The sequence below is a fragment of the Ferruginibacter yonginensis genome, from assembly GCF_042651465.1.
In the GTDB taxonomy this organism is placed as follows: domain Bacteria; phylum Bacteroidota; class Bacteroidia; order Chitinophagales; family Chitinophagaceae; genus Ferruginibacter; species Ferruginibacter yonginensis.
Map to the genome: position 1 here is coordinate 52,111 of NZ_JBHSCZ010000003.1, position 14,315 is coordinate 66,425.

At 35.7% G+C, this 14,315-nt stretch carries 13 protein-coding genes; 8 read left to right on the forward strand and 5 right to left on the reverse strand.

Annotated elements, in window-relative coordinates; genetic code table 11:
• Positions 1–39: 39 nt before the first annotated feature.
• Positions 40–345, reverse strand: coding sequence for a 50S ribosomal protein L21 (gene rplU / locus ACFOWM_RS12080; protein ID WP_379710454.1), 306 nt, complete (start codon positions 343–345; stop codon positions 40–42).
• A 359-nt stretch (positions 346–704) separates the two neighbouring features.
• Between rplU and ACFOWM_RS12085 the strand changes: the two genes are divergently transcribed.
• Genes ACFOWM_RS12085 through murB form a run of 3 tightly spaced genes read left to right on the forward strand, consistent with a single transcriptional unit; the run spans position 705 to position 4,969 of the window.
• Positions 705–1,445 carry a lysophospholipid acyltransferase family protein gene (locus ACFOWM_RS12085; protein WP_379710456.1) on the forward strand — a complete coding sequence of 247 codons (741 nt, stop codon included), beginning with the start codon at positions 705–707 and terminating at the stop codon, positions 1,443–1,445.
• Between the two features lie 5 nt (positions 1,446–1,450).
• Positions 1,451–3,928, forward strand: a complete 2,478-nt coding sequence (gene priA / locus ACFOWM_RS12090; RefSeq protein ID WP_379710458.1) for a replication restart helicase PriA — start codon at positions 1,451–1,453, stop codon at positions 3,926–3,928.
• A 33-nt stretch (positions 3,929–3,961) separates the two neighbouring features.
• A complete protein-coding gene (gene murB, locus ACFOWM_RS12095) occupies positions 3,962–4,969 on the forward strand; it encodes a UDP-N-acetylmuramate dehydrogenase (protein WP_379710460.1) in 1,008 nt (335 codons plus the stop codon).
• A 39-nt stretch (positions 4,970–5,008) separates the two neighbouring features.
• Here the strand turns inward: murB and ACFOWM_RS12100 are convergent, their stop codons facing one another.
• From ACFOWM_RS12100 to ACFOWM_RS12110, 3 genes are all read right to left on the reverse strand, one after another.
• Entirely contained in the window at positions 5,009–6,538 is a 1,530-nt protein-coding gene (locus ACFOWM_RS12100; RefSeq protein WP_379710462.1) for a magnesium chelatase, read from the reverse strand.
• 48 nt (positions 6,539–6,586) lie between these two features.
• Positions 6,587–7,684, reverse strand: coding sequence for a vWA domain-containing protein (locus ACFOWM_RS12105; protein WP_379710464.1), 1,098 nt, complete (start codon positions 7,682–7,684; stop codon positions 6,587–6,589).
• A gap of 142 nt (positions 7,685–7,826) precedes the next feature.
• Positions 7,827–10,898 (reverse strand): glycosyltransferase family 117 protein, encoded by a 3,072-nt coding sequence (locus ACFOWM_RS12110; protein WP_379710466.1) that lies wholly within the window; start codon positions 10,896–10,898, stop codon positions 7,827–7,829.
• 183 nt (positions 10,899–11,081) lie between these two features.
• Here ACFOWM_RS12110 and ACFOWM_RS12115 point away from each other — a divergent pair, with 183 nt between their 5' ends.
• Positions 11,082–11,957 carry a DMT family transporter gene (locus ACFOWM_RS12115; protein ID WP_379710468.1) on the forward strand — a complete coding sequence of 292 codons (876 nt, stop codon included), beginning with the start codon at positions 11,082–11,084 and terminating at the stop codon, positions 11,955–11,957.
• Here ACFOWM_RS12115 and ACFOWM_RS12120 read toward each other — a convergent pair.
• Entirely contained in the window at positions 11,952–12,368 is a 417-nt protein-coding gene (locus tag ACFOWM_RS12120; RefSeq protein WP_379710470.1) for an OsmC family protein, read from the reverse strand. The genes ACFOWM_RS12115 and ACFOWM_RS12120 overlap by 6 nt on opposite strands.
• Positions 12,369–12,486: 118 nt before the next feature.
• Here ACFOWM_RS12120 and rpmB point away from each other — a divergent pair, with 118 nt between their 5' ends.
• The 4 genes from rpmB to ftsY all read left to right on the forward strand — a co-directional run bounded on the left by rpmB (position 12,487) and on the right by ftsY (position 14,310).
• Positions 12,487–12,723, forward strand: coding sequence for a 50S ribosomal protein L28 (gene rpmB / locus ACFOWM_RS12125; RefSeq protein ID WP_379710472.1), 237 nt, complete (start codon positions 12,487–12,489; stop codon positions 12,721–12,723).
• Positions 12,724–12,800: 77 nt separating this feature from the next.
• On the forward strand, positions 12,801–12,983 hold the full coding sequence (gene rpmG, locus ACFOWM_RS12130) for a 50S ribosomal protein L33 (RefSeq protein WP_379710474.1): 183 nt from the start codon (positions 12,801–12,803) through the stop codon (positions 12,981–12,983).
• Between the two features lie 58 nt (positions 12,984–13,041).
• Positions 13,042–13,212 (forward strand): DUF4295 family protein, encoded by a 171-nt coding sequence (locus ACFOWM_RS12135; protein WP_379710476.1) that lies wholly within the window; start codon positions 13,042–13,044, stop codon positions 13,210–13,212.
• 108 nt (positions 13,213–13,320) lie between these two features.
• Positions 13,321–14,310: a signal recognition particle-docking protein FtsY gene (ftsY, locus tag ACFOWM_RS12140; RefSeq protein ID WP_379710478.1), complete on the forward strand. Its 990-nt coding sequence runs from the start codon at positions 13,321–13,323 to the stop codon at positions 14,308–14,310.
• Positions 14,311–14,315: the final 5 nt, after the last annotated feature.

Sequence of the window (14,315 nt, forward strand, 5' to 3'; positions counted from 1 at the left end):
ATTTTAATGTTGTGTTTTGAAATAATTTTTCAAAAACAATTAAGCAATTGCAGTTACTTTTAAATGAGTGTACTGCGTACGGTGACCGTGCTTTTTACGGAAACCTTTTCTTCTTTTCATTTTAAAAGCGATCACTTTTTCGCCTTTAACAAGGTCGTTAATGATTTCAGCTTTTACAACTGCTTTTACACCTGCACCACTAACAACATCACTGCCGTTAGAAGTTAAAAGTACATCTGAAAATTCTACTGAATCTCCAGCTTTACCTGCAATGTGCGGTACATACAAGCTGTCACCTGCTTTTACTTTAAATTGCTGACCTGCTATTTTTACTATTGCTAACATATCTAACCCGAATTTAGGACGGCAAAGGTAAGGGTTTTTATAGAAAATGGTACAAGTTTTTTAACTTTCTTGTAAATATTGCCAAATATAACACCAAAATATTTCATTTTAAGTTCAAAATCAATGATTTGTACGCCAACTTTTTATCATTTGTCACCATGGGTCCTGCTTTTCGTTGCTATACCGGCACAAAGCTAGGCTGCACGGCCTCACCGGGGTATTCACTTCAATCAGGCGTATTTTACCCAACATTTGCATCATTAAGCATCATTTTTACTTCATTCATTTCTTTTTATTTACAACCCATTCACCCATAAATTTGCGCTGCTTACAATCTTTTAAAAGTAAGGCATTTGTGCATGAAAAAAGTTGTTCAATATTTATATAGCTTATATGTGTTGCTCATTTTTATAATAGTAATGTTGGCTATTTTTCCTTTTGTAATAATTGCTTCTTTATTTGGTAAAATAACAGGAGGTAATATTATATATACACTTTGCAGGTTATGGGCCGATGTTGCTTTGTTTTGTTGGGGCATATCACACAAAAATATTTTTGAAGCACCTAAAGTTACCAACACTGCTGCCATATTTGTTTTTAACCATTGTTCATATATAGATATTCCTTTTTTACTCAAGGCTTTTCGTAAACAACCCATACGTATTTTGGCAAAAGCCGAAATGGCTAAAGTACCTATATTCGGTTACATTTACAAAAAGGCAACGGTAATGGTTGATCGTAGTAGCGAAGCTGCCCGTCAACAAAGTGTAGCCATCTTAAAAAAAGTATTGGCACAAAATATATCTGTAGTGCTAGCACCCGAAGGTACTTTTAATATGAGCCACCTACCGCTCAAATCGTTTTACAATGGAGCCTTTAAAATTGCCGTTGAAACCAATACCGTTATTCAACCAGTGTTATTTTTAGATGCATACGATCGGTTGCATTACAATAGTATTTTTTCAATGACACCCGGTATTTCAAGAGCCGTTTTTCTTGAACCTATACAACCAGGTAATGATGTTGAAGCACTCAAACAACAAGTGTATATTGCAATGGAAAATGCTTTAATAAAATACCAAGCAAGTTGGATAAAATAATAACCATGCAACCAAACACTGAATTTGATTTTGCTGATAAAACATCTGGTTATTGGGCATTGGTTATTTTACCTTTAGCATTACCTACTGTTTATACCTACGAAATACCCCTTCATTTATTACCAATAGCTACCGTTGGTAGTAGGGCAGAAGTGAGTTTCGGAAAAAATAAAAAATACGCAGGCATCATCAAAGCAATTGTTACCGATGCTCCTACTTATAAAACAAAACCACTTTTAAATATTTTAGATGATGCCCCATTAATTTACCCACAGCAGTTGCAGTTGTGGCAATGGCTTAGCGACTACTATATGTGTACAGAGGGTGAAGTAATGGCAGCGGCATTGCCAGCCAATTTTAAATTAAGTAGTGAAACGGTGTTACTATATAACACTGATTTTGGCGATGATTTTAGTGCACTTGGCGATGAAGAGTATTTAATAGCAGAAGCCCTACAACTTAAGCTAGAGCTCAGTATTACAGAAGTACAGCAAATAATGGATGCTACTCATGTATACCCTACCATAAAAAAATTAATTGATAAACAAGTTTGTTTTATACGAGAAGAACTGAATGAGAAATACAAAATAAAGAAAGAAAACTACGTTTTATTGCATCCACAATATGCAAACGAACAACAGCTTGCTCCTTTGTTAAACGAATGGAAAGGGGCTCACAAACAAATGGAATTACTGTTGGCTTATTTGCACCTTAGTAAAACCGAAGGCGATGTGGTACAATCAACATTACTTAAAAAAGCACAAGCCACCACAGCACAATTAAAAGGGTTAGTTGAAAAGCACATTTTGGTAGTTGAAAGTAGAAGTGTAGATAGAATTAAATCTTTACCAAAAGATATTTTTATTGATTTTGAACTGAGTACGGCGCAACAGTTAGCCCTTGCCGAAGTGCAACAAGTATTTACTCAAAAAAGTGTTTGTTTGTTACATGGTGTTACAGGTAGTGGTAAAACACAACTCTACATTAAGTTGATGGAGCAATATTTTAATGCTGGTCAACAAGTGTTGTACCTGCTGCCAGAAATTGCTTTAACTGCACAAATTATAAGAAGGTTACAAAAACATTTTGGTGGTAACATCACCATTTATCATAGTAAGTTTAATAACCAAGAGCGTATTGAATTATGGAATAAAATACGAACCGGCGAAGTAAAAATAGTATTGGGTGCAAGAAGTGCCCTTTTTTTACCATTTAAAAATTTAGGGTTGGTATTGGTTGATGAGGAGCATGATGCTTCATATAAACAACAAGACCCTGCACCACGTTACAATGCTAGAGATGCAGCTATTTACTACGGCTCTTTATTTAACGCAAAAATTTTATTGGGTAGTGCCACACCATCTTTAGAAACTTATTATAATGCCCAACAACAAAAGTATGGCTTGGTTACTTTGAGTGAGCGCTTTGGTGGTATACAATTACCTGCTATAGAAATAATCAATACAACTCAAGTGGTTCAAAAGGGTAAGGTAATGATTAGTCCGCAGTTGAAAGAGGCCATACAAAAAACGGTTGAGGCCGATAAACAGGTCATTTTATTTCAAAACAGGCGTGGGTACAATCCTTATATTATTTGTGGCACATGCGGTTATTTGCCGCAGTGTACGCATTGCGATGTGTCGTTAACCTTGCATAAGTATAGCAACAAAATGCATTGCCATTACTGTGCAAGTATTTATCCGAAGTTGGTTACTTGTCCGGCTTGTGGCACTAACACTTGGTTAGAAAAAAACTTTGGTACAGAAAAAATTGAGGAGCAGCTTGAAAATGATTTTACTCATTTTAAAATTGCTCGAATGGATGTTGATAGTGTTAGAGGAAAAACAGCTCATGATAATTTAATTCAATTATTTGAACAGCAACGTTTAGATATTTTAGTAGGCACACAAATGGTGGTAAAGGGGCTCGACTTTGATAAAGTAGGTTTGGTGGGTATTTTAGATGCTGATGGGTTATTAAGTTTTGCTGATTTTAGAGCCAATGAAAGAGCTTTTCAATTAATGGAACAAGTAAGTGGTAGGGCTGGTAGAAAAGAAGCTCAAGGAAAAGTAATGATACAAGCTGTAAATGTGAAGCACCCTATTTTAGCCTTAGTACAGCAACACAATTATGAACAGTTTTTTAAAATTGAAATTGAAAAACGCAAAGAGTTTTTTTATCCGCCATTTAGTAGGGTGGTAATGCTCACTTTAAAGCATAAAGATAAAACTATTGTTGATGGTGCCGCAAACCGTTTGGCGCTGTTGCTGTCGCAAGATTTAAAAGAATTTATAACAGGCCCAGCAGCACCAATTGTGGGCAGGTTGCGTAATTTATACCTCATGGAAATTATGATTAAATTACCAAAAGAAGCAGGTAAAAGTGGTGTGTATCGTAAAGTTATTCGAAACCACATCAACCTTTTACACAGCGAAACAACTTTTAAAAATGTACAGGTGGTGGTAGATGTTGACCCTGTTTAAAGTATCAAATACTATCGTCTAAAAAATATAATCATGATGTTGCAACAACATTTTTCTTTAAAAAAATACAACAGTTTTGGTATTGATGTAACAGCAAAATATTTTGCAGCATTTGATAGTGTAACTACGCTACAAGCAGCACTTGAAGCATATTCAAACAATATATTGGTATTGGGTGGTGGTAGCAACATTTTATTTACCCAACATTTTGATGGGTTGGTATTAAAGAATGAAATAGCTGGTATTGAAAGGGTGAAGGAAGATGATGATTTTGTATGGGTAAAAGCAGGTGCTGGTGTTAGTTGGCATGCGTTTGTGTTGTATTGTATAGCGCATGGTTTAGCTGGTGTTGAAAATTTATCACTCATACCAGGAAGTGTAGGTGCATCACCTATGCAAAATATAGGAGCGTATGGCGTTGAAATTAAAGATGTATTCGAAAGTTTAGAAGCGTATCACTTACACGATAAAACGATGGTAACATTTAATAATGCAGCTTGTGCATTTGGTTACAGAGAAAGTGTTTTTAAAAATAAATATAAGCATCAATTTGTAATTACAACCGTTACGTACAGGTTACGCAAGCAGCCTATTTTCAATACATCTTATGGTGCTATTGAAACAGCGTTACAAACTATGGGTGTTACAACTTTGAGCATTAAAGCCATTAGTGATGCCGTTATTGGCATACGAAAAAGTAAATTGCCTGACCCACAGGTGATAGGCAACGCAGGCAGCTTCTTTAAAAACCCAACGGTACCAACAGCGCAATTTGAAAGTTTAAAAACTACTTTCCCTGCAATAGTAGGGTATAAGGTAGATGATCAACAAACCAAATTAGCGGCTGGTTGGTTAATTGAGCAATGCGGTTTTAAAGGCTATAGAGAGGGTGATGCAGGTTGCCATGCACAACAAGCCTTGGTATTGGTAAATTATGGCCATGCTGATGGCAATGCTATTTTGCAATTGAGTGAAAAAATTATTGAATCGGTAGCACAAAAATTTGGTGTAATGCTACAACGAGAAGTAAATATTGTTTAACAAAAAAGGCATCAATAATTGATGCCTTTTTTGTTATTATTAATTAAAATCATCTTCATTAAAATCGTCTTCATTAAAATGTTCGTTGCTTAAATTAAGCATACTGCCCATCAAATCTTTAAACTCAATTATACCATCAATTACTTTTTTACTAATGAGTGAGTGTGCAGAAAGTCCGTGTAATACCAACTCCATCAACAAAGCTGTTTCTTTTTCGGTGAGGTTATTGTAATGTTTTTTAACGAGTGCATGCAAGCCACTTACTTTGTACAATAGTTGTACTTTATCATCATCTTTAGTTTCTAAAAATAGGTTGAGTGCATTACCTGCATCAAACCAACTAATAATGGCTTTGTAAGGGTTTTCTAGTGCAGGTGCTTTGCTGTTTCTCTTTTTCTTGAGTGTTTCTGGGTCAGGAAAATATTGTTTAAACTGTGTTCTAATGGCTTTTTCTAACAAGTTGTACGATACTTGGTATGGGCCTTCTTGTTCACCTTCATACACCAATTCAATTTTACCTGTTATAGAGGGTATAATACCCGTTAAATCACTGAGCCATACATGTGTATTGGTTTCGTTGTTGATGATGCCACGACGTTCAGCTGCACTCACCGCATTTTCAAAAGCGGCAATAGTAAGCCTTGCACTCACTCCACTTTTTTTATCAACGTATTCACTATCCCTGGCTTCAAAAGCAACTTGTTCAATAAGGCGTTTAATTAAATCACTCACTGATACCATGGCTTTTTGAGCATCATTAATACGGGCCTCTTGCGCTGTAATTTGTAAAGCCGTTTCAATTGATTTAGGGTAATGCGTTAAAATTTGACTTTCAATTCTATCTTTTAACGGCGTAACAATGCTACCACGGTTGGTATAATCTTCGGGGTTGGCCGTAAATACAAAAACAATATCAAGCGGTAAACGTAGTTTAAAACCTCTTATCTGTAAATCACCTTCTTCTAAAATATTAAACAATGATACTTGAATACGTGCTTGTAAATCGGGTAATTCATTAATTACAAAAATGCAACGGTTACTACGTGGAATAATACCATAATGTAGCACCCTTTCATCAGCAAAATTGAGTTTTAAATTAGCGGCTTTAATTGGGTCAATATCGCCAATTAAATCAGCCACACTTACATCTGGCGTTGCTAATTTTTCACCATAACGTTGGCTTTTATGTAGCCAATCAATTGGCGTATTGTCGCCTTCTTTTTCAATTAAATCAATGGCGTAACGAGAAATAGGTTGTAAGGGATCATCGTTAATTTCACTCCCTGCAACAACGGGTATATATTCATCTAACAAATCAGTCATTTGCCTTGCCATACGGGTTTTTGCTTGTCCACGTAAGCCTAAAAACAGCATATTGTGCTTACTCAATAACGCTCTTTCTGTATCAGGTATTACGGTATCTTCATAACCCAAAATACCCGGAAAAGGATTTTCTTTTGCTTGTATTTTTTTGATGAGATTCTCCCTTATTTCATCTTTAATTGATTTAGGTTGGTACCCTGCTTTTTTTAATGCTCCGAGTGTTTTTATACTTGTGATATTACTCATTATAATAACTACTTTTTTTAAATGATTTTTTGTTATGTACAACTGTTTTTAAAATACTGTTTTTCTTTTTCCGCTTTCAAAATCTTTAAAAATGAAGGCGCCTAATTTATCTAACGATGCAAAAAATGCTTTACCATTATTGGTTTCAGTAAACTCTTGTACAAATTTTTGAAGGTAAGGGTCGCTGGCAATCATAAAGGTAGTAATAGGAATTTTTAATTTTTTGCATTGGGTGGCTAAGCTCATGCAACGGGTTAAAATTTTTCTATCGATACCAAAGCTGTTTTTATAATACTGTTTACCTACTTTTAAACAAGTAGGTTTACCATCAGTAATCATAAAAATTTGTTTATTGGGGTTGCGTCGTCTGCGTAAAATATCCATCGCTAACTCCAAGCCTGCAACGGTATTGGTGTGGTATGGCCCAACTTGTAAATAGGGTAAATCTTTCACTTCAATAGGCCAAGCATCGTTACCAAACACTACAATATCCAACGTGTCTTTTGGGTATTTTGTTTTGATTAATTCGCTCAATGCCATGGCTACTTTTTTGGCAGGTGTAATTCTATCTTCTCCATACAAAATCATGGAGTGAGAAATATCAATCATTAATACAGTTGATGTTTGTGATTTAAAATCAGCTTCTCTAATTTCTAAATCATCTTCTTGCATACGAAAGCTATCAATACCGTGGTTTATTTGGGCATTGCGTATAGAGCTGGTAAAATCAATTTGCTCCATGGTATCGCCAAACTGGTAAGGCCTTGTATCGGTATTAATTTCATCTGCACCACCAGGTTTAAAAGTAGTGTGGTTGCCTTGTTTGGTTTTTTTGAGTTTACCGAAAATTTCTTCTAAACTGCTTTTACGAATGGTTTGTTCTGTTTTGGCAGTAATTTTTATTTCACCATTTTGAGGGTTTTCAGAAATGTAGCCTTTGTTTTTAAGGTCTTCTAAAAAATCGCCTATACCATAATTATCATCGGTAAGTTTATACTCTTTATCTAACTCGTTGAGCCATTGCATAGCTTCATTGAAATCGCCGCTGGTGTACGTTAACAACTGCGTAAAAATCTTCATAAGTTTATCAAAGCCTGATGGTTCATCAGCGCTGGCATCAAACTTCTTAAATTGATATCCTAACATAATGCTGTTGTTTTTTGTGAAGTTGAATCGGTATAAAGGTCTGTATAAAAGGTGGCTTTATTTTACGAATTACGATTTTCATTCGTTACAATTGCTCATGTATTGTTAACAAAAAAGCCTTCAGTTACGAAGGCTTTTTAATTTATTTTTTTTGTTGCGTTGTCTCTGTGGGTTGTGTTGTAATGGTGGTGGGTTTTTCATTTACTTGTGGTACATTTTTAAACTGTTGTTCCATTTGTAACATACCCCTCAACAAATTCATATTTCTTTCTTCTTCGTAGCTAATGGCTGCTCTCTTTTCATCAGGTAATGCTTCGTAGTATGCAGCTTGTTGTTCCATATCTTTCTTTAAACTTGCTGTTACTTTTTTAATTAGGGCATCATCACCTGCTTTGTAAGCAGCAATTAAAAACTGTAATGAAATTTGATTTTGTTGTTGGCTTCTGCTCACCATACCATAACTCATGTTACTTTCTAACATCATTTGGTCGCATTTGTTCAACATTTTTTTAGCTTCATCTTTTCTACCAGCATCAGCTAAACTACCAGCTGCTTGTGCATAAGCTAAACGTATTGAGTTTAAGTGCCTGCGGTTTTCTTCATCAAAATAAGTTCCATTTTTTTCAGCACCGCCAAAGGCAAATTTGGTCATCATTTTATCAGCCACCCAACTATTGTTTACATCATTACCGCTACCATTAGCATAAGGCACCAAGCGATAGGTTAAACCATCTAAACGTAAATAATTTTGGAAACCTAGCTCACCATACGGGTTGGTGAAATAAATTGGGCGGTTCCATTTATTGGCTGCAATGATGTTTAAAATAGCAGCATCGTTTTTGTATAACTGACGTTTAGGAATTTCAAAAGCTACTGCAGGTACTGCCACATCATTGGCATTTAATGTTCCATTTTTTCTTACCAAATTAGTATCTACCGGAATAAATACTTTGGTGGTAGGGAACACATTGTATTGCCCGTTGTATAGTTTTGATGGATCATCACTCCCTGCATAATCTTTCATCATTGTATATAAATCCATTGGTTTATTTGGGTCGATGCCGTTTTGTGGAGCATTTACCAATACATCTCTATTTGAACCTTCAATTTGTGCTGTGGTCCAAATTACATCAATAGGGTCGCTTTGGTTTACTTTGTAGCGCATTTGGTTGATGTACCAATCTGTACCCAATAAGCTAGCGTTAATTACCCTTACATCGTTACGAATACCTTGTACTTCTTGCGCATACCATAACGGGTAAGTATCGTTATCGCCAAATGAAAATAAAATAGCGTTTGGAGCACAACTTTCGAGGTAATCAATCGCCAAATCACGGGCAATGGTTTTTTGACTTCTATCATGATCATCCCACTCTTGGTTAGCCATAATTACAGGTACAGCTAATGTACACAATAGGGTAGCGGCAATAGCGGCGTTTCTACCATCTTTAATAGCACCCATTAATAATTCTCTTACATATAAAACGCCCAAGCCAATCCAGAAGGCGAATGCATAAAATGAACCTACATAAGCGTAATCCCTTTCACGTGGCTGGTTACCAGCTTGGTTTAAATACAAGCAAATGGCAAAACCGGTGAAGAAGAATAAAAGCCCCACTACCAATGCATCTCTTTTATCTTTTTTAATTTGATAAATGAGGCCCATAATGCCTAAAATTAAAGGCAACATAAATAATTTGTTATTGGCCTTGTTGTACTTTACACTATCAGGCATTTTATCTTGATCGCCCAAACGAAGGTTGTCATAAAAGCCGATACCGGTTTTCCAGTTACCATCTCTTACATTGCCCATCATCACCCCTTGAATATCGTTTTGCTTACCAGCAAAATTCCACATGAAGTAACGCCAGTACATCCAATTAATTTGGTAGTTCATGAAGAAACTAATGTTTTCACCCATGGTTGGTGGTCGTTCGTATTGACCTTGTTTATCTTTTCCAATACCTGCAAAATCAGCATAGTAATCAGCATGGCCTTGGTCGTTGCTTTGATCCCACATACGAGGGAAGAAGTGCATATCTTCAGGTGCATAAACATATTCTACTTTACGACCACTTTTTTCGTATTTACCGTTGCTCTTAATGTAAGTATCGGTAACTTTTGAATCTTGTACTTGGGCAGTAAAATCTTGTCCGTATAAAATTGGCCAATCGCCATATTGTTCACGGCTCACATAACCTACTAAGTTTACAGGGTTATCAACGTTGAACATGTCAACCGATGGGTCAGCACTGCTACGTACCATGGTAGTGAAGTAAGTAGAGTAACCTAATAACATAAAGGCAAAGCTCCACAAACCTAATTTTAAAAACTGCCAATTATTTTTAACAGCAATACGTAATCCAAAATAAATGAGTACGGCTACTAATACGAAGAAGAAAGCAAAGCCAGTGAAAAATGGTAAACCAAAATCATTTACAAAAAGGATATCCATATTACCAGCACCTTTAATGCTCCATTGAATAACCGCTTTTTGTACCAAACCTGTGATAATACAACCGATGATAAAAGCAAAAAAGGTTTTCCAAGCCGTTACTTCATACCTTCTATAAAAGTACATTACTACAATTGCAGGTATGGTAAGTAAGTTTAATAAATGCACCCCAATTGATAAGCCCATGAGGTAAAATATTAAAATAAGCCATCTATCAGCTTTGGTAAAGCGGCCTTTAACGCCAGCTTCTTGCTCTTCGGTAACGTTTTGATCCCACTTTACCATCGCCCAAAAAACCAAGGCTGTAAAGAAAGATGACAAAGCATATACTTCGCCTTCAACTGCTGAGTACCAAAACGAATCTGAGAAGGTATAAGCTAACGCCCCTACAATACCAGCACCCATTATGGCTACAATTTTACCATTGTCTAATGGCTGACCATCTTTCAATATCAACTTTTTTGCAAAGTGGGTAATGCTCCAAAATAAAAATAAAATGGTAAATCCACTAGCCAATGCACTCATAAGGTTGATACCTGTTGCGGCATGGGCAGGGTCGAAGGGCGACATAAAAATTCTACCTATTAAAACAAACAAAGGAGCACCAGGCGGGTGAGGTATTTGTAATTTGTATGCACTTGAAGCAAATTCACCGCAATCCCAAAGGCTTCCGGTAGCTTCCATAGTCATGATGTAAACAGAACAAGCAATAATGCAAATTAGCCACCCTGTAATGTTGTTGATGCGTTTAAAATTCATGTTTTAATAGTTAGTTATAAGGTCGCAAATATAAGTATGTTTACTGTTGAGCGGTAAATGGGAAGGTTTTTTTGCAAAATTTTTTATTGAATACAGTACTGCTCATTTTTGAATAGCACATTCCATTTTATTATTTTTTGCAATGGCTTGATGAACAGCACAGTATATTTGTAACTTTTTAGCATGAAAAAGGCTTTTATACAACTTCATATTGCTGTTTTTTTAGCAGGATTTACAGCCGTTTTAGGGAGGTTAATTCAGTTAAACGAAGGGTTGTTGGTTTGGTACCGACTGCTCATTACTGTATTGGTATTAGCAGGCATGTTGTATTACAAAAAAGAGTTTGTGGCTTTACCTACTAAAGCATTATTAAAAATGACAGGTGTGGGAGGCATTATTGCTTTTCATTGGGTAATGTTTTATGGGAGTGTAAAATATGGCAACATATCAGTTGCATTGGTTTGTTTATCAGCTGCTGGTTTTTTTTCGGCTTTGCTTGAACCATTTATTTTACGCAAACCATTTGTGTGGCAGGAGTTGTTGTTGGGCTTACTGGCTATTATAGGCATTTACATTATTTTTGATTTTCACCCACAATTTGCACAGGGCATTGTGTATGGTATATTGGCTGCTATAGGCAGTGCTATTTTCCCCATTTTTAATAAGCAATTGGTTACGGTGTACAGTCCTCGTACGCTCACCTTTTATGAACTGTTGGGTGGTTTTGTGATTTTATCTGTTTTGTTACCTTTTTATTTACAAGTAACGGATGCGCCTTATTACATACCTACGATAACCGATACCATATGGTTATTGGTGTTAGCAGTAATATGTACCGTATTGTGCTTTGATTTGCAGTTGAAAGCATTACAAAAAATATCGGCCTTTACTATTAACTTAATGTACAACCTTGAGCCATTGTATGGTATTATACTGGCTTTTTTATTTTTTGGGGAAAGCAAAAATTTTCACGGCGCCTTTTACATAGGTGTATTATTGATTATGATGGCGATTGTGTTGCAAATGGTACGATTAACCCCAAAAAAGCCCCGTTTATAAATACTTTATTTGCCAATTTACAGTAGCGAATTTTTTAAACATGGCACTTACGCCGCAGTATTTTTCTTGCGATAGGGTAACGGCTTTCTCCATTTTTGGTTGATCGGCTTCGGCTAGTTTTATACTGTATAAAATATTGACTTTGTTATAGGTTTTAGGGTGTTCTTCAGTTAGGTTGGCATCGATGTGAATGTCAAAATCAGTAAAACTTACCTTCATTTTGTTTAGAATAGAAACAATATCAATACCCGTGCAACCAGCAAGCGCCGCCAGCATTAATCTTTTTGGGCTAGCGCCACTATCATTACCACCATCTTCAGCTGTGGCGTCCATCAATACATCATGGTTGCTCACATTTGCCGTAAATTGCATACCACCATTAAAGTGTGTATTTACTGTATGTTGTTGCATTATTTTTAGTTTTTGAAGATGATTTAAGTGTAATTTTCAGATAAAATTAAAAAAAAATAAAATTACAGTGTGGTATTCAATAAAATTCATTACTTTTGCCGTCCAAAATTTAAGGACAATGGCAAGAGTATGTGAACTTACAGGAAAGAAACCAATTACCGGTAATAAGGTTTCTCACTCTAATATTAAAACAAAGCGTAGATTTTTACCAAATTTACAAACCAAGCGTTATTTCTTAGCGGAAGAAGACAAATGGATTACCATTAAAGTATCTTCAGAAGCAATTCGTACTATCAATAAAAATGGTTTGTACGCAACTGTAAAAGAAATGCGTTTAGCTGGTTCTAAAATATAACTAATTAATTCAGTAAATGAGAAGATTCGGAGTTTGGTATTTCAAATCTTCAGTTTTCAAATTTTCAAATAAGCACAATGGCAAAGAAAGGAAACAGAGTACAGGTTATTATGGAGTGTACAGAGCACAAAACTAGTGGTCAACCTGGTACAAGTCGTTATATTACAACGAAAAACAAAAAGAATACTCCAGAGCGTATGGAATTAAAGAAATTTAATCCTATTCTTAAAAAAGTAACTGTACACAAAGAAATTAAATAATGTTATTGGGTTAAATCCCTGCATTATCAACATTACAAATTTTTTAAATTAAAATACCATGGCAAAAGCAGCTTCAAAAAACGCTAAAATCAAGGATGCAAAAGCAGCAGCAGATGCAAAAAACTGGACAAAAGTAATTCGTACAGTTCGTAGTCCTAAAACTGGTGCGTATACTTTCAAAGAAACGATTGTACACAAAGATAAAATTCAAGAGCATTTAGCTCAGTAATATACACGTCTTTAAATTTTTATAGAAAGCTGTTCCTTCAATCGGAATGGCTTTTTTAGTTTACATTATTGCAAAATGGTTTTAAAGTTGTAAAATTTACAACTACTTTTGCAGCAATTATTTGAACAAACAATTATGGGCTTATTTGATAAATTATTCGGTAAAAAACAGCAACAAGAAACGCTTGATGCTGGTTTACAAAAAACCAGAGAAGGTTTTTTTGGGAAAATTACCAAGGCCATTGCAGGCAAAAGTACAGTTGATGTAGATGTGCTTGATAACTTAGAAGATGCGTTGGTAAGTGCTGATGTGGGTATTGAAACGACGGTAAAAATTATTGAAAATATTGAACTAAGGGTAGCAAAAGATAAGTATCTGAATACCGCCGAACTCAATGGTATATTAAAGGCTGAAATTGAGGCTTTATTAGTAAAGGGCGATGCTGATGCTACTTATGAAAATTATGAACTGCCGAAAGGCCATCATCCACATGTTATTTTAGTAGTAGGGGTAAATGGTGTAGGTAAAACCACTACCATTGGTAAATTGGCTCATAACTTTTCATTAGCAGGAAAATCAGTATTGTTAGGTGCGGCAGATACTTTTAGGGCGGCTGCTGTTGAGCAACTCACTATTTGGAGCGAACGCACAGGTGTACCAATTGTAAAACGTGAACAAGGTAGCGACCCTGCTTCTGTAGCATATGATACTGTAGTAAGTGGCGTAGCTCGAAATGCTGATGTTATTTTGATTGATACAGCAGGTAGGTTGCATAATAAAGCTCATTTGATGGATGAACTGAGTAAAATTAAAAAAGTGATTCAAAAAGTAATACCTGCAGCGCCGCATGAGGTGATGTTGGTGTTAGATGGTAGTACTGGGCAAAATGCTTTGGAACAAGCCAAGCATTTTACAGCAGCAACTGAAGTAACCGCTTTAACCATTACAAAGTTAGATGGTACCGCAAAAGGTGGTGTAGTGATCGCTATTGCAGATCAATTTAAAATACCCGTAAAATTTATTGGGGTAGGAGAAAAAGCCCAGGATTTATTAGTGTTTGATGGTAAGCAGTTTGTAAACGGCTTATTTTCTTTATAAAAAAT